The organism is Amycolatopsis sp. DSM 110486, assembly GCF_019468465.1.
In the GTDB taxonomy this organism is placed as follows: domain Bacteria; phylum Actinomycetota; class Actinomycetes; order Mycobacteriales; family Pseudonocardiaceae; genus Amycolatopsis.
In genome coordinates, this window is sequence record NZ_CP080519.1 from 4099206 (window position 1) to 4114190 (window position 14985).

Sequence of the window (14985 nt, forward strand, 5' to 3'; positions counted from 1 at the left end):
GCCTCGCGCCGGGCATACTGCCGCCTCCCGAACCCGTCGAGAGGATCACGCGCGCATGGCCCGGACGTTTCCCACCCAGCGGATTCTGCTGGTCGTCGTGGTTCTCGTGGTGGCTGTCGCCGGGATCTGGTACGCCGGACGGCAAAGCGGCGCCGAGTCCACGGGTGCCGCGCCCGCCGACGTCACGCAGCAGCTGGCGGAGCTGAAAATCGCGCCGCGCGCGTCGATGTCCGGCTACTCCCGTGACAAATTCCCGCACTGGGACAACCAGGGGCACAACTGCAACACGCGCGAGCTCGTGCTCAAGCGCGACGGCAAGGACGTCAAGGCCGGCACCGACTGCAACCCGACGTCCGGCACCTGGTTCAGCGTCTACGACGCCGAGACCTGGACCAAACCCGGCGACGTCGACATCGACCACATGGTGCCCCTCGGCCAGGCCTGGGCCAGCGGCGCGCGCGACTGGCCCCAGGACAAACGCGAACAGTTCGCCAACGACCTCACGCGCCCCCAGCTGTTCGCCGTGACGGACAACCTCAACCAGCAGAAGAGTGACAAGGCACCCGACGAGTGGAAGCCGCCGCTGGTGTCGTTCTGGTGCACCTACGCCACGGACTGGGTGACCGTGAAGCACTTCTACGGCCTCACCATCACGACGGGGGAGAAGGCGGCGCTGCAGGACATGCTGCGCCGCTGCCCGGCGGCGAGCTGATCTCCGCCACGGGACCCCTCCGCGCCGTTGACGAGGTGCGTCGAGCTGGCGCCTGACGACGCCGACGGGCGCAACAGGCTCGCCATGGTCCTCGGCTGACCCGGCCGAGCCGGAGAGGGCGAAGTCCACCTCCCGCACGCTGCGTACCTTGGCTTCCGGACGGATTCGGACCCGTAGCCGACGTCGCGCCGGTCGGAATTGTCAGACCGCTCGGTTACTGTCCCCGGCATGGCGACCTTCCTCCTCATCCACGGCGGTGGTGGCAGCGGCTGGGACTGGCACCTCGTCGTCGACGAGCTGCGGTGGCGCGGCCACGAAGCCGTCGCCCCGGACCTGCCGATCGGGAACCCCGAGGCGAAGCTGGCGGACTTCGCGGCCACGGCCACCGCGGCGGTCGAGGGGAAGCCGGACATCGTCGTGGTCGGGCATTCCTACGGCGGATTCACCGCTCCCTTGGCCGCGGCGAGGCTGGAAAACGCGCGGTTGCTCGTCTTCCTCGCCGGCATGGTTCCTGCGCCCGGGGAGGCGCCGGGGCAGTGGTGGGGCAACGTCGGGTTCGAAGGCCCTGACTCGGGCCTCACCGAGACGGAGACCTACCTCGGCGACGTTCCACCCGAGCTGGCGGCCGAAGCCTTGACCCGCAGCCGCGACCAGCTCAGCGCGGAGTGGGACGACCCGTGGCCCGACGCGCGGCTGCCCGACATCCCCACGCGCGTGCTTCTCTGCCGCGACGACAAGTTCTTCTCGCCCGAGCTGCAGCGGCGCGTCGCGCGTGAGCGGCTCGGCTTCGAGGCCGACGAGATCGACGGGTCCCACGGCGTCGCGTTGAGCCGTCCGGTTGAGCTGGCCGAGCGGCTCGAGCGGTATTTCGCCACGCTCTGACACCAGGCCGCCGCCAAATGGTCCAGACCTATTGACGGGCTGGCCCGGCGATCCCTAACGTCGGTCTCCCGTGCACGGTTCCTCCACCCCGGTCCCCACTGGAGGTTCCGAAAGTGAAACTCAGAGCCCTCAGCGCCGCCGTGCTCGCGCTCGGCGCGCTCGTCACCGTCCCCGTCGCGACGGCCAGCGCCGCGACTTTGCCCGCGTGCCAGCACTTCTACACCGGCCCGATCCCCGACCGACCCGTCTCCGGCGGCCACGGCCCGGGCTCCCTCGTCGGCGCGGTCAACGTGAGCAACCGCCTGCCCGCGCCCACCGGCGTCTCCGGCGGCCTCGGCGGCGACGGCAAGGTCACCTTCACGTTCTCCCGCGTGCCGGGTGCCAAGGCGTACCGCGCGTTCCGCAACGGCCAGGCCCTGCAGTGGATCAGCGACTGGGGCCAGCCGACGCTCCAGGTCACCGACGCGAGCCCCTGCCAGAACGCCAACTACCAGCTCTACGCCATGACCGCCGAGGACAACTCGCCCGGCTCGCTCGGCCAGATCTCCACCGCGTACCGCGTGGGCTCGTCAGGTCAGCTGGCCCCCTACGCCCTCGCCAAGGGCACCACGCTCAACTACCGCGTCACCGCCTACAACGACGTCGCCCAAACCGCCCTCGGCTACCAGGCAGGCCCGGGCTTCTGCGCCGTCGACGCCCGCAACATCCCTTGGGGCACCAGGATTTCCGTCCCTGGCTACGGCCACTGCTACGCGGCCGACATCGGCAGCTGGATCAAGGACGACATCCTCGACGTCTGGCTGCCCGGCAACCAGGCCAACGACTGGGGAGTGCAACGGCTGACGCTCACTGTCGAATAAGGCCGGTCAAGTAGAGCGGTGAAGGGCACCTTCAGGGACAGGTTCCCTCAAGGTGCCCTTCACGGACCTTCAGCCGACTGGCAATACTGAGAAGCGTTGTCGCGCAAGGCTTTTGAAGCGACAATCCCGCCCCACGGCGGATCGTTACCAGGCGCAGCCGAACCCCGTCACCACTTGTCGTGCACCAACGGCCGGATCAGCTCGTCATACGTGGCCCGCACCCCGGCCGCCGCTTCTTCCGGCAGCGGGGCCAGCCCGGCCGCAACCGTGTTCCCCCGCGCCTGCTCCGCGTTGCGCGCACCCGGGATCACCACGGAAACCCCCAGCTGATCCAGAATCCAGCGCAGCGCGAACTGCGCCAGCGTCTGCCCCTCCGGCACCAGCCCGCGCAGGCGCTCCACGGCCTCCAGCCCGACCTCGAACGGCACCCCCGAGAAGGTCTCGCCGACGTCGAACGCCTCACCGTGGCGGTTGAAGTTGCGGTGGTCGTCGGTCCCGAACGTCGTCGCGGCCGTGTAGCGCCCGGACAGCAGACCCGACGCCAGCGGCACCCGCGCGATGATCCCGGCGCCCGTCTCCACCGCCGTCGGCAGCACGCGCTCCAGCGGCTTGAGCCGCAGGCCGTTCAGGATGATCTGAACCGAAGCGACATTCGGCCGCGAAAGCGCCGTCAACGCCTCGTCGCACGTCTCGACGCTGACGCCGTAAGCCTTGATCCGGCCCTCGTCGACCATCCGGTCCAACGCGTCATACACGGCGTCCGACGAGTACACGGCGGTCGGCGGGCAGTGGAGCTGGACGAGATCCAGCGTGTCCATCCCGAGGTTCCGGCGGGACCGGTCGTTCCACTCGCGGAAGTTCTTCTCGACGTAGTTCTCCGGCACCTGCTCGGCGCGGCGGCCCATCTTCGTGGCCACGAACACGCCGTCACCACGCTCCTGGCGGAAGCGGCCGACCAGCGTCTCGCTGCGGCCGTCGCCGTAGACGTCGGCGGTGTCGAAGAACGTGACGCCCTCGTCGGCCGCCGCGTGCAGCACGCCCATGGCCTCGGTTTCGTCGACGGTGCCCCAGTCGGCGCCGAGCTGCCAGCACCCGAGGCCGACGGCGGACACCTCACGCCCCAGCCGGGTGATCTTGCGAGTCTCCATACAAGCGATCCTAAGCGGACCCTGATCAACCGCGGGCACTCACGCGACCGGTCCCACTGCGAACGCTGCCCAGACGTACTTCCCGCCCACGCACGGCTCGTAGCCCCACTCCTGCGACAGCACGTGGACCAGCTGCAGCCCCCGGCTGCGCGCCGCCTCCGGGGAGGGCTCCTTGAGGCGCGGCACCTCCTGGCCGGCGTCGAAGACGCAGACCACCAGCCGTCCCTCCGACAGCCGCAGCTCCAGCCGATCCGGCCGCTCACCGTGCTCGAACGCGTTGGTCACCAGCTCGGACGTCGCCAGCAGAATGTCGTCCCGCCATTCGCAGCCCACCGCCAGCTCATCGAGCTTGGCGCGGACCGCGTGGCGGGCGATCGTGGGCGCGGTGACGTCGTCCGGGAGCGCCAGGCGCACGGTGGCGGGTGTCGTGGTGCCTCGCGTCGGCATCTTCGACGTCGTCATGGCTTCCACACCTCCCGACCTGTCCGTTACTCGCACCGGCTTACTACCCAAGCGGGGGGACCCCGAATCAGGTGCCCTCGGTGATGTCCGTCTCGACCAGTCCCGCGCGCAGTTTCTTCAGCGTCGACGCGAGCAGGCGCGACACCTGCATCTGCGAAACGCCCACGCGGCGGGCGATGTCCGACTGGCTCATCCCCGACCCGAACCGCAGCGCGACGATCTTGCGCTCCCGCTCCGGCAGGCTCTCCAACATGGGCCGCAGCGCCTCGCGCAGCTCCGCCTGGCTGAGGTTCGCGTCGGGCGCGCCGAAGCGCGTGTGCGCGGAGTTCTCCAGCAGGTTGTCCAGCGAAGCGCCGTAGCGGCCCTGGCCGGCGCGCAGGCCTTCGTAGACGTCCTCCATCGGCACGCCGAGGTGCTGCGCGATCTCACTCGGGCGCGGCGCGCGCGAGAGCCGCACGGTGAGCTCCTCGCGCGTGGCGGAGATGGACGCGTTGAGCTCCTTCAGCCGCCGCGGCACCCGCACCGACCAGCTGTTGTCCCGGAAGTGGTGACGCAGTTCACCCGAAATGGTGGGGACGGCGAACGCCAGGAAGTCGGTGCCCTGCGTCGGGTCGTAGCGGTCGACGGCGTGGATCAGGCCGACCGTCGCGATCTGCACCAGGTCGTCCATGGCCTCGTCGCGGTTGCGGAACTTCCGCGCGAGGTTGCGGGCGAGCTCCAGGTGCTCGCGCACCAGTCTGTCCCTGATCTCCTCGCGGCGCGGGGAGCCTTCGGGCAGCTGGGCCAACTCGTCGAACAGCGACGCCACATCGGTCTCGTCGCCTTCGGCGGGGGTGGTCACGGGCGCGCCACCTCACTCTCCCGGACGAGCTGAACCCGGGAGAGGTACCGGCCGTCGGCCGGGGTCACCGTGCGTCGCGCCGACGTGGCCAGCGCCGTGAGCAGCTGCCAGGACAGACCGGTGTCGTCACCGTGGTCCGGGGTGTCGGCGACCACCGACACGGTGACCTCGATGCGCCCCTCGATCCAGGAGAAGACGCAGGTCAGCTTGCCGTCGGCCGCGGACGGCAGGAGCATCGAGCAAGCCTCGTCCACCGCCATCCGCAGGTCTTCCACCGCGTCGAGGTCGAAGTCCTGGCGCATCGCGATGTCCGCGACGATCGTGCGCAGCGTGGGCACCACGTGCGGGATGGCCGCCGTCCGCACCTCGATGAGCTGGGCGTCCTCCCGATCGAGCGGGGCGTTGTCCTCCACGTGCGGTCCTCTCTCCGGCTCACTCGGCCGTGTGCTGTGCTGCCCGGTCTGCTCATGCCCGGGGTGTGAGCAAACCAAACCCGGGTTTGATTCGCGCGACCGGCGGGCATGTAGCGGTCGAAGTGCTGATCCCGGGAAAGGTGGGGACGAGATGGCTGACGTGAGCCGGCTGCCCAACGTGGTCGCCGAGGAGTGGGAGTGGCAGCTGCAAGGTTCCTGCCGTGGCGCGGACAGCAGTCTGTTCTTCCACACCGACAACGAGCGTGGGTCCGCACGCGAGCGTCGTGAGTCGCGCGCGAAGGCGATCTGCCAGACCTGCCCCGTGCTGGCGCAGTGCCGTAAGCACGCTCTGACCGTACAGGAGCCGTACGGCATCTGGGGCGGCCTCGGCGAGATCGAGCGCCGTGAGCTGTTCATGCGTGAACGCCGCGCCGCCAAGCGCGACCCGCTGTCCGCCTGACCCAGCCCCGAACCTGCCCCGCGTGCCCCGCCGGCACGCGGGTCGCTGTGCGCGCGGCCGTTCGTCGGAATGACCATGCCGCCGTCCGGCTCTTGCCCGCCCGTGCCGTTGTCCGGGACAGTGGCGGCCGACGCGGCGGCAGTCACCCACTGGGTTAGGGTTGGACTTTCCAGATGCCTGGAACCGTGAACGGTTGCCGCTTGAGATACAGGCGCGTACCGGCGCAGCAGCAGCAGCGCCTGACGAGGAGAAACTGCATGCCCGCAGCCGACCAGAACGCCACCCCTCCCGGGTTCGGCATCACGCTGGACACCGAGGCCGCCGAGCCGCGGGTGGTGGTCAACGGTGAGCTCGACCTGCTCACCAGCCCGCAGCTGCAGGAAGCCCTTGCCGGGTTGATCGCGGACAAGAGCTCGCAGCGCGTGGTGGCCGACCTGACCGGGGTGACCTTCTTCGACTCCTCGGCGTTGAACGTGGTCCTGCACGCCCAGCGGCAGGCCCGTGAGCAGGACGTCGAGCTCGCGGTGGTCCCCAGCTCGGCTGTGAGCCGCGTCATCGAGCTCACGGGAGTGGCCGAACACCTGAGCGTGTCGGAGGAACCGCCCGCCTGATCCCCGATACGGTCGCGCGGACCTGAATTCCGCTCGCGACCTGGGGGAGATCCACGATGATGGGGCGCACCCACGCCATGACCGGCTGGTGCGCGGGCCTCGCCCTCGCGCCCGCGGTCGGCGCCGGTTCGTTGCACCAGGCGGCGGTCTTCGCCGCCACCACGGCCGGCTTTGCGTTGCTCCCCGACCTCGACCACCCCGGCGCCAGCGCGTCCCGTCTCCTCGGCTGGCTGACGGGCGCGTTGTCGTGGCTCCTGCGCCGCGTTTCGTCTGCCGTGTACGCCCTGACGAAGGGTCCCCGCGACGAGAAGGTGACTGGCAAGCACCGCCACCTGTCGCACACCGTGCTCTTCGCCGCGGGCCTCGGCTTGGCAACGTCGGCGGGCACCGCAGCCGGCGGCCCGTGGGCGGTGTTCGGCGTCGTGGTCTTCGGGCTGTTGCTCGCCGAGGGCGCCTTGGGCGACTGGCTCTTGCCGATCAGCGTCGGCGCCATCCTGTGGTGGTACTTCACCGCGCCGCCCGACCATGCCGCGCAGCTGCAGCAGATCTCGGGCTGGCTCGGGATCGCCGTGGCGGCCGGGTGTTTCGTGCACTGCCTCGGCGACTCGCTGACAGAGTCCGGCTGTCCGTTCCTCTTCCCCCTGCCCATCGCGGGCGAGACCTGGTACGAAATCCGGCCACCGAAGGTTTTCCGGCTGCGGACGGGCAAGAAGGTGGAGACGCGGTTGGTGTTCCCCATTTTCGTCGTTGTGGGAGTGCTTCTGGTGCCCGGCGTGTGGGGCTGGACGACCTCGACGGCCGAACGGCTTTTCAGCCCACCGGCGGCGCAGACTGCGACGCAGTGATCCGCTTCGCCGCCGCGGCGGTGTCGGCGTAGTCGCGGGTGTGGGCGATCTTGCCGTCGCGGATGGTCAGCACCATGACGTACGACGAGACGAACCCTTCGCCACCGAACTCGCCGTGGAGGTCGAACTCCGTGACAAGCACGGCCGGGTCGGTGGTTTCGTGCACGACGACGTTGTCCGCCTTGGTCATCCGGCGCACTGCGCCCGCGGCGCGGAACCGGCGGCGCAGCTCTTCGCGCCCGTGCGTCAGGCGCGGCACTCCGGCCGGCGTGAAGGGCATTTCCAGCACGACGTCCTCGGCGTAGAGGTCGGCGAGGTCGTCCCAGCGGTTCTCCACGGACGCGTCCAGGAATCGCTGGAACACTGTCGCAGCGCCGGTCATGGTGTGCGCCGCCGCGGTGTTGGGGAAGTCGCGGTACGCCAGGATCTCTCCATTGTGGACGGTCACCAGCCCGACCGACGACGGAAACCCATAGCTCTCACCGGTATGCGGATTGCGGCCCTCGACGGTGAGCTCCGCGACGAACCCGTCGGCCAGTTCGCGGATGCCGACCCGCACGGAGTCCAGCCCGAGCGCACGGGCTCGGACGGCGCCGTCGCCGAGCGTCGCCAGGATCGCTTCCCGGCCTTCGACGCGGTGGCCGTGAAAGGGGAGCTCGTACACGGCTTCGGCGGCGAAGACGTCGGCGAGCGGCCCAGGGTCGAGCGTCTGCATGCTGCGGACGAAGAGCTGCGAGATTTCGGACACGGTTCGGCTCATCAGGACTTCTCCGAGGAAGAATAGGGTTGAATCGGAACGGTGCACCCGGTTCCCACGATACGGAGTGAGCGCTCCGGTTGTCAACGAGATCGAGGAGGACGCCCGTGGACAAGCCACTGTTGCGCGCCGACGCGCGCCGCAACCGGGCGCGGGTGCTGGCTGCCGCCGAGGAGGCCTTCGCGGCCGACGGGCTGGCCGTGCCCCTCGACGACATCGCGCGGCTCGCGGGCGTCGGCGCAGGCACTGTTTATCGGCATTTCCCCAGCAAGGAGGCGCTGTTCCAGGCCGTGGTGCTGGAGCGCCTGGAGCAGTTCGCCTTGGAGGCCCGCGAACTCGCCGACGCCGAAGACCCGGGCGCGGCGTTCTACGACTACTTCGCGCGCGTCATCAAGCAGGCCTCCCTCAACCGCGCGATCTGCGAAGCACTGGGCGCCACCACGGGCTCCGCGTACAAGGCGGAGATCGGCACCGAGTTCCGCACGAACCTCGCCGCCCTGCTCGAACGCGCACAGGCGGTGGGAGCGGTTCGCACTGATCTCGATGGGGATGACCTGCGTGCGCTGATCGTCGGGGCTTTGGCGGTGGAGCGGTATTCGCCGGGTAGTCATCATCTGGTTCGTGTTCTGCTTGACGGCCTTCGTGCGGTTGGTTCGGCGGGTTCCTGAGGTTCCGCAGTGGTAAAGTCAGGCCGGATCCGCCGGTGAGGCTCAGTGGCGCAATCGCGACCGGCGGGAGTCCGAGGTCATGACTGAGGAGTCATGGGCATCGAGTGGAACAGCCTCGCGACCATGCCGAGCAGCGCGGGCGATCTCGTTGCCTTTTACAGCTTTTGGCGATTTCGGATCGTGGAGTGACGAGAGTGCGCGCCTTGGTTGCGCCGCGCGGATCAGGAGGCAGGCGCCGGCCGCGGGCCCTTTGGGTCGCAGGGTCTTCCACCGCATTCCTGCTTGGCGGCATTGCGGCAGGTGAACCCGGGCCACGCCCCGGCTGGGGGTTCACCTGGATCCCCGCCCGACCAGGGCGGGCCCGGGCCCTCGCGACTCTGGCCAGGCGAGATCCGCCCGCGGCCTCTCTGGTCAGGCGGAACCGGACCCCGGCCATCGTTTCCTTAGTCACCCAACGCCTGTGGTCGCTGCGCCGCATCCAACCTCGACCCCTGCGCCCTCGACTCTCTGTGACCTTTTCCCCGTAACCCGCCGAGGTTCCCCTCGCGATCGCCCGAGTTATCCACAGTGACCCCGAGTTGTGGACAACTCGGCCCTCTGCGCAGCTTTTCAACGGTCCTGTCAGCACCGGCCGGTAGAATGGAGATGGGACGCCCCCCTTGGGAGGGCGGGGGTTTTGCCTGGTGAGCGCCTCGCAAAAGGCATTTGGCGAGCGTCGAGCGGGGCGCTGCGGCGGCGGTGAAGAGCCGCGGTGCCGGTGCGAGTGCCGTCAGAGCGGCAGGGTCGCGAGGGGCAGCGCCGGTGGCGAGACGAAATCGGCAAAACCCGGTGGTACTGAACAACGTTTGCTCCTGGCCAGGCCAGCCGGGACACCTCTCCGAGCACCTCGAATCTGAGGCTCGATGCCACCTGATCACAAACTTGAGTTAAACCAGCTCAACTTGCACAGTCTGTAACGGCGCATAAGATCAACGCGACTACTCCTCGTACCCGCGCGTCGGCTCGGCGAGGGAGGTGCCGGTTTGTCCAACACGGCTCCGACCTGGGGTTCTGTCGTCGTAACCGGGCTGGCGGGCTTTGCCGTCGGTCTGCTTGTGGCGGCACTCCTCGTGGCCGGGAACTCACCGACCCGTCCGGCCGATTCGTCCGTTCCGTCGTCGCCGCCACCCGCGCAACCGGTCACGGTGACGGTGACGGGCCAGCCGCCACCCCCGGTGACGGTCACGCAGCCGCAGTCGCAGTCGCAGTCGATGTCGGAACCTCCGCCGCCGCCGAGCACGACGACGTCGACGGTCTCCGTAACCCGCGAGCCGCCGGCGCCGGTGACGGGGTCGGGGTCGCCGACGTCGTTGGGGCCGACGTCGGCCATCGCGCCGAACGTCGCGTCGCCGCAGTGGTGGATGCAACCAGCCGGCCGGTACCGCACGTCTGGCTGACGTGCGAAGACACCTAGCCGCCGCCGTTCTCCTGCTCGGCCTCACCGCCTGCAGCCCACCACCGCCGACGTGCCCCGCGGTCGCGGCGCCCGCAGGGTTGGCCATCGACGTGCCGGCAGGGCAGTTCAGCCGAGCCGAAGTGACCGCGTGCTGGGCCACCCAGTGCACCCATCGCCAGGTGGAGCTCCGACAAACAACCACCCCCGGCCCCACCACCTGCACCCCGACCGCCTGCGCAGCATCGGCCGTGCCGACCGGCGGGCGGTACGGGTTCGTCGAGATCCCCGGACTGCCCGCCGCGCCCGTTGACGTCAAGGTCGTGTTCGACGGCGGCGAACCCCGGCGAACGACCGTCCACCCCCAGGCGCCCCGAGCGAGCCAGTGCGGCGAACCGGGAGTCCAAGCCCGCCTGGTCGTGGGGCCCGACGGGACCGTTCGCTAACCCACGTCCCGTCGGCGCCAGCCGAAGAGCCCAGCCATCAGGCACACCACCGCGACCACCAGCAGCCACACGATCGGCGTCGCCGTGAATGCGGCGCCCGGGAGCTTCGGCGGGTGCTGGAACGGCGAAACGTCCAGCACCGCCTGCGGCGCGTTCACCACCGGCCCGAACAGGCTGATCAGCAGCCCCAGCGCGCCCGCGGCCCAGGCAAGCCCGGTGAATCGCGGCAGCAGCCCGAAAAGTAGCGTGCACACCGAAACGATCACCCACGTCGCCGGTACCTGCACCAGCACGGCCGTCAGCATGTCGGCCACGGAACCGCCGACATCGCCGGATCGCAGGCCGTGCGAAATGCCCAGCAGCACCCCGCCGACGAGCACCAGCAGCGCCGTCCCGGCGTAGGCGAACACGAGGTGGCTCGCGGCCAGCCGGAGGCGGCCGACGCGGGTGGCGAGGAGCGGTTCGAAACGCATGCCCGTTTCCTCGGTGCGCATCCGCAGCGTCGCCTGCACGCCGTACAGCGCGCTGAGCATGGCGAACAGGCTCACCATCGTCGCGAGGAACGCGTCGACGATCGCGTCGGAACCGCCGAGGCGCTCGAAGATCTGGCGCGTCTGCTCGGTGTCGCCGACGAGGCCGGAGATGCCGCTCGCGATGGAGCCGAACAGCGCGCCGCCGACGGCGAAGCCGACGACCCAGCCGAGCAGGGGGCCGCGTTGCAGTCGCCACGCCAGCGCGAACGGCGTGCGCAGTGAAGGCGCACCACCCGCGGGCCCCGGACGAGGCGGCACCAAGCCGGTGCCGACGTCGCGTCGCGGCAGGAGGGCGTAGCCGGCGGCGCCGAGCACCAGTGTCGCCGCGACGGGCAGCAGCAGCACCCACCAGCGTTCGCCCGCGAAGGGGCGCACCTGCTGCGACCAGCCGATCGGCGAGAGCCACGAGAGCCAGTGGGCGTCGGACGTCGAGTCGCCCGCGCCGCGCAGCAGGAAGGCGATGCCGATCACGGCGGTGCCGATGCCGTTGGCCGTACGCGAGTACTCGGCGAGCTGCACGGCCACCGCCGCGACGCCCGTGAACACCAGGCCCGCCAGCGCCGTGCCCGCGCCGAAGGCGAGCGCGCCGTCGGCCGGCAACTTCGCGCTGATCATGGTGCCGACCTGGATCACGCCGATCAGCACGCTCGCCGCGCCGGACACGAGGACGGCCGCCGTCAGTGCCGCGTAGCGACCGACCACAGTGGACGCCAGCAGCTCCGCACGGCCCGAGTCCTCCTCGGCGCGAGTGTGGCGCGTGACCGTGAAGACGGCCATCAGCCCGATGAGCAGCGCGAGGAACCCGCCCATGCGCCACGCGATGAAACCGCCCGCCGTCGTGAGGTCGAAGGCCGGGCCGTAGAGGAGGGAGAACGACGGGTTGGCCAGGGCGCCCGCGGTGAGCGCCGCGCGGCTGGCGGCGTCGGGGTAGAACTGGTCGTAGCTCGACACCGTGGCGGCCGGGACGATGCTGAGCAGCACGATCCAGATCGCCACGATCACGCGGTCGCGCCGCAGCGCCAGCCGCGTGAGGTGCCAGGTGCCGACGAGTGCCGTGTTCGTGGCCGGCGCCCTCGTGAGGGTCGCGGTCATTTCCCGGCCCCTTCGGTGTAGTGGCGCAGGAAGAGCTCCTCCAGCGTCGGCGGCTGGCTCACCAGGCTGCGCACGCCGACCTGCGTGAGCTGGCGCAACGCGTCGTCGAGTGACCGCGTCTCGACGTCGAAGCGCACGCGGTTGCCGGTGACCTCGAGGTCGTGGATGTCGGCGAGCTTGGCCAGGCCGTTGGGTGGGCCGGCCAGCTCCGCGGTGATCGAAGTGCGGGTGAGGTGGCGCAGCTCGGCGAGCGTGCCGGACTCGACGGTGCGGCCGTTGCGGATGATGCTCACCTTGTCGCACAACGCTTCCACCTCCGCAAGGATGTGGCTCGACAGCAGCACGGTGCGGCCCTGCGCGCGTTCCTCCTGGATGCACTCCTGGAACACCGACTCCATGAGCGGGTCGAGGCCCGAGGTCGGCTCGTCGAGGATCAGCAGGTCCACAGTGGACGCGAGCGCGGCCACGATGGCGACCTTCTGCCGGTTGCCCTTCGAGTACGTGCGGCCCTTCTTGCGCGGATCGAGGTCGAACCGCTCGATGAGGTCCTTGCGCCGGCGCTGGTCGAGCCCGCCGCGCAGGCGCCCGAGCAGGTCGATCACCTCGCCGCCCGACAGGTTGGGCCAGAGGTTGACGTCGCCGGGCACGTAGGCGAGGCGGTGGTGCAGGCTCGCCGCGTCGCGCCACGGGTCGCCGTCGAGCAGGCTGACCTCGCCGGCGTCGGCGTGCAGCAGCCCGAGCAGAACTCGGACGGTGGTGGACTTCCCGGCGCCGTTCGGGCCGAGAAAACCGTGGACTTCCCCCACGGGAACCTGGAGATCGAGGCCGTCTAGGGCCTTCGCCGCGCCGAACGACTTGTGAAGGCCGGAGATCGAGATGGCGTTTCCCATGTTTCGGAAGCTACACTTGTTTCACGAAGTTGTGAAGTTAAGAAAATGTCTGGATCTAGTGATCATGGCCTGGGGCGTGCGAGAGGATGGACGGATGACGACGCAGCGAGACGAGGACGCCGTCCGCCGGTACGTCGAGAGCCTGGGCCTCGTGCTGTCGCAGATCGGGATGCAGCGCATGGCCGCCCGCGTCTTCGCGGCCCTGATGACGACCGACGAAGGTCAGCTCACGGCCGCCGATCTGGCGTCGCAGCTGTCGGTGAGCCCCGCGGCTGTTTCCGGTGCCGTGCGGTACCTGGAGCAGGTGGGGCTCGTGACGAAGGTCCGCGAGCCGGGGGAGCGCCGTGACCACTACCGGCTCTACGACGACCTTTGGTACGCCACGTTCCTCAAGCGCGACCGGTTCCTGACCATGTGGCGCGACGCGGCCGAGGAAGGCATCGACGCGCTGGGCGCGGACACGCCGGCCGGCAAGCGGCTGGCGGAGATGCAGGATTTCCTGTCGTTCGCGCTGAAAGAGATCACGAACCTCTACGACCGGTGGCACGAGGAGCGGGCGAAGCGGCGGGCCGCGGAAGCCTGACGGTTCACCGGAGCCCGGCGATCACGGTCTTCGCCAGGCGGGCCGCGACGGCGTTGCCGCTGTCGGTGTCTTCGAAGGAGTCCAGGAAGGCCTGCTGGAAGCACGCGCCGAGCAGCAGGCGCGCGGCCGCGTCGAGGTCGGTGTGGGCGGGGATGCGGCCGAGTGCGGCTTCGGCCCGCAGGTACGTCTCCACCAGGACGATCGGCTGGTCGGGGCCGTGTCCGCTGTCGAGTGCGGCGCGGTGGGTGCGCAGCAGGTCGCGCGACGAGAAGATCGAGACCGAAATCGGGAAGCTCGCCCGGTAGAACTCGAGTGCGGTGCCGGCGAGCTCGGTCAGGTTCTGTTCGAGCGACGCGTCCGCGGCGTGGCGCGTGAGGCGCGCGGCCGTGGCGCCCAGCGCCGGCATTTCCTCGCTCAGCACGGCGAGGAACAACGCCGTCTTGTCGCGGAAGTGCTTGTACAGCAAGGCTTCCGAATAACCCGCGGCCTGCGCGATGGCCTTGGTGGTCGCGTGTGCGTAGCCCTGCTCTCGCATGACCTTGGCGGCTGCGGCGACGAGGTCCTGACGGCTTCCCAACGGTGCTCCCTGAGGACGTTCTCAGCGTGGTGAGTGTTCACTCACCCTACCTGGTGAGTGAACACTCACCCCTGGGGTTCGAGGAGGAGCTGCCATGAAGATCACCGTTCTCGGCGCGAGTGGGCGGATCGGCACGCTGGCCGTGCGGGAGGCGCTGGGCCGGGGCTGGTACGTGACGGCGGTGGTCCGGTCGCCCGAGCGGCTGCACGTCGCGAGCCATCCGCGGCTGGACGTCGCGGTGCACGCGCTGGACGACCCTTCGCTGGCCGAGGCGTTGCAGGGGCGCGACGCGATCGTGCTGGCGCTCGGGGCGCGCGACCGCCGTCCGACCACGGTGAACGCCGACGGCGCGCGGGCCGTGATCGCGGCGGCGGGGGCCACGCGGTTCGTCGCCGTGAGCGCGATCGGCCTGACGACCGAGGGCGACGACCCGTTCACGCGGTTCGTGGTCAAGCCCATCCTGGGTGCGTTGCTGCGCAACGGTTTCGACGATCTGCGCGTGATGGAGTCGGCGATCCGGGCCAGCGACCTGCGGTGGACGATCGTGCGTCCGCCTCGGCTCACCGACGGTCCGGCCACGGGCCGCGTGCGCTTCAGCAAGCACGGCGCGTTGCGTGGCGGCTTCGTCATTTCGCGCGCCGACGTTGCGACGTTCCTGCTCGACGCGGCGGAGGATACGGCGTTGATCGGGGAAACCGTCGGGATCGCGCGCGGTTGAGGGGCAGTTGTCCACAACTCGCTCTGGCTGTGGACAACTCGGCCGGATTGGCCGG

17 protein-coding genes are annotated in these 14985 nt (G+C 69.9%); 9 read left to right on the forward strand and 8 right to left on the reverse strand.

Annotation, left to right across the window (positions count from 1 at the left end):
- The first annotated feature begins 55 nt into the window (after nt 1–55).
- The 3 genes from K1T34_RS19885 to K1T34_RS19895 all read left to right on the forward strand — a co-directional run bounded on the left by K1T34_RS19885 (nt 56) and on the right by K1T34_RS19895 (nt 2454).
- Nucleotides 56–712, forward strand: coding sequence for an HNH endonuclease family protein (locus K1T34_RS19885; protein WP_220245734.1), 657 nt, complete (start codon nt 56–58; stop codon nt 710–712).
- A gap of 228 nt (nt 713–940) precedes the next feature.
- Nucleotides 941–1594, forward strand: a complete 654-nt coding sequence (locus K1T34_RS19890; protein WP_220245735.1) for an alpha/beta fold hydrolase — start codon at nt 941–943, stop codon at nt 1592–1594.
- A 113-nt stretch (nt 1595–1707) separates the two neighbouring features.
- Entirely contained in the window at nt 1708–2454 is a 747-nt protein-coding gene (locus K1T34_RS19895) for a 3D domain-containing protein (protein WP_220245736.1), read from the forward strand.
- Between the two features lie 167 nt (nt 2455–2621).
- Here the strand turns inward: K1T34_RS19895 and K1T34_RS19900 are convergent, their stop codons facing one another.
- The 4 genes from K1T34_RS19900 to K1T34_RS19915 form a co-directional block, all read right to left on the reverse strand.
- Nucleotides 2622–3602, reverse strand: a complete 981-nt coding sequence (locus K1T34_RS19900; protein ID WP_220245737.1) for an aldo/keto reductase — start codon at nt 3600–3602, stop codon at nt 2622–2624.
- A gap of 39 nt (nt 3603–3641) precedes the next feature.
- Nucleotides 3642–4064, reverse strand: a complete 423-nt coding sequence (locus tag K1T34_RS19905; RefSeq protein WP_220245738.1) for an ATP-binding protein — start codon at nt 4062–4064, stop codon at nt 3642–3644.
- Nucleotides 4065–4131: 67 nt separating this feature from the next.
- Nucleotides 4132–4905: a SigB/SigF/SigG family RNA polymerase sigma factor gene (locus K1T34_RS19910; protein ID WP_220245739.1), complete on the reverse strand. Its 774-nt coding sequence runs from the start codon at nt 4903–4905 to the stop codon at nt 4132–4134.
- On the reverse strand, nt 4902–5318 hold the full coding sequence (locus K1T34_RS19915; protein WP_220245740.1) for an anti-sigma factor: 417 nt from the start codon (nt 5316–5318) through the stop codon (nt 4902–4904). Before K1T34_RS19915 ends, K1T34_RS19910 begins: the two co-directional genes overlap by 4 nt.
- Nucleotides 5319–5469: 151 nt before the next feature.
- Between K1T34_RS19915 and K1T34_RS19920 the strand changes: the two genes are divergently transcribed.
- The 3 genes from K1T34_RS19920 to K1T34_RS19930 all read left to right on the forward strand — a co-directional run bounded on the left by K1T34_RS19920 (nt 5470) and on the right by K1T34_RS19930 (nt 7234).
- Nucleotides 5470–5778 (forward strand): WhiB family transcriptional regulator, encoded by a 309-nt coding sequence (locus tag K1T34_RS19920; RefSeq protein ID WP_220245741.1) that lies wholly within the window; start codon nt 5470–5472, stop codon nt 5776–5778.
- A gap of 257 nt (nt 5779–6035) precedes the next feature.
- Nucleotides 6036–6389 carry an STAS domain-containing protein gene (locus K1T34_RS19925; RefSeq protein ID WP_220245742.1) on the forward strand — a complete coding sequence of 118 codons (354 nt, stop codon included), beginning with the start codon at nt 6036–6038 and terminating at the stop codon, nt 6387–6389.
- A 59-nt stretch (nt 6390–6448) separates the two neighbouring features.
- Entirely contained in the window at nt 6449–7234 is a 786-nt protein-coding gene (locus K1T34_RS19930) for a metal-dependent hydrolase (protein WP_220247302.1), read from the forward strand.
- Here the strand turns inward: K1T34_RS19930 and K1T34_RS19935 are convergent.
- On the reverse strand, nt 7200–7994 hold the full coding sequence (locus K1T34_RS19935) for a nuclear transport factor 2 family protein (RefSeq protein ID WP_220245743.1): 795 nt from the start codon (nt 7992–7994) through the stop codon (nt 7200–7202). The two genes, K1T34_RS19930 and K1T34_RS19935, sit on opposite strands and share 35 nt — an antisense overlap.
- Nucleotides 7995–8098: 104 nt before the next feature.
- On the opposite strand from K1T34_RS19935, the gene K1T34_RS19940 reads away from it, so the two are divergent.
- The gene (locus K1T34_RS19940) at nt 8099–8659 is read left to right on the forward strand and encodes a TetR/AcrR family transcriptional regulator (protein ID WP_220245744.1); all 561 of its coding nucleotides are present in this window, start codon (nt 8099–8101) and stop codon (nt 8657–8659) included.
- Between the two features lie 1874 nt (nt 8660–10533).
- Here the strand turns inward: K1T34_RS19940 and K1T34_RS19945 are convergent.
- Both K1T34_RS19945 and K1T34_RS19950 read right to left on the reverse strand, forming a co-directional pair.
- Nucleotides 10534–12162, reverse strand: a complete 1629-nt coding sequence (locus K1T34_RS19945) for an ABC transporter permease (RefSeq protein ID WP_220245745.1) — start codon at nt 12160–12162, stop codon at nt 10534–10536.
- Nucleotides 12159–13052 carry an ABC transporter ATP-binding protein gene (locus K1T34_RS19950; protein ID WP_220245746.1) on the reverse strand — a complete coding sequence of 298 codons (894 nt, stop codon included), beginning with the start codon at nt 13050–13052 and terminating at the stop codon, nt 12159–12161. The genes K1T34_RS19945 and K1T34_RS19950 overlap by 4 nt, the downstream gene beginning before the upstream one ends.
- A gap of 94 nt (nt 13053–13146) precedes the next feature.
- On the opposite strand from K1T34_RS19950, the gene K1T34_RS19955 reads away from it, so the two are divergent.
- Nucleotides 13147–13635 (forward strand): GbsR/MarR family transcriptional regulator, encoded by a 489-nt coding sequence (locus tag K1T34_RS19955; protein WP_220245747.1) that lies wholly within the window; start codon nt 13147–13149, stop codon nt 13633–13635.
- A gap of 4 nt (nt 13636–13639) precedes the next feature.
- Here the strand turns inward: K1T34_RS19955 and K1T34_RS19960 are convergent, their stop codons facing one another.
- The gene (locus tag K1T34_RS19960; RefSeq protein ID WP_220245748.1) at nt 13640–14212 is read right to left on the reverse strand and encodes a TetR/AcrR family transcriptional regulator; all 573 of its coding nucleotides are present in this window, start codon (nt 14210–14212) and stop codon (nt 13640–13642) included.
- A gap of 94 nt (nt 14213–14306) precedes the next feature.
- On the opposite strand from K1T34_RS19960, the gene K1T34_RS19965 reads away from it, so the two are divergent.
- Nucleotides 14307–14930 (forward strand): NAD(P)-dependent oxidoreductase, encoded by a 624-nt coding sequence (locus K1T34_RS19965; protein ID WP_220245749.1) that lies wholly within the window; start codon nt 14307–14309, stop codon nt 14928–14930.
- Nucleotides 14931–14985 lie beyond the last annotated feature (55 nt).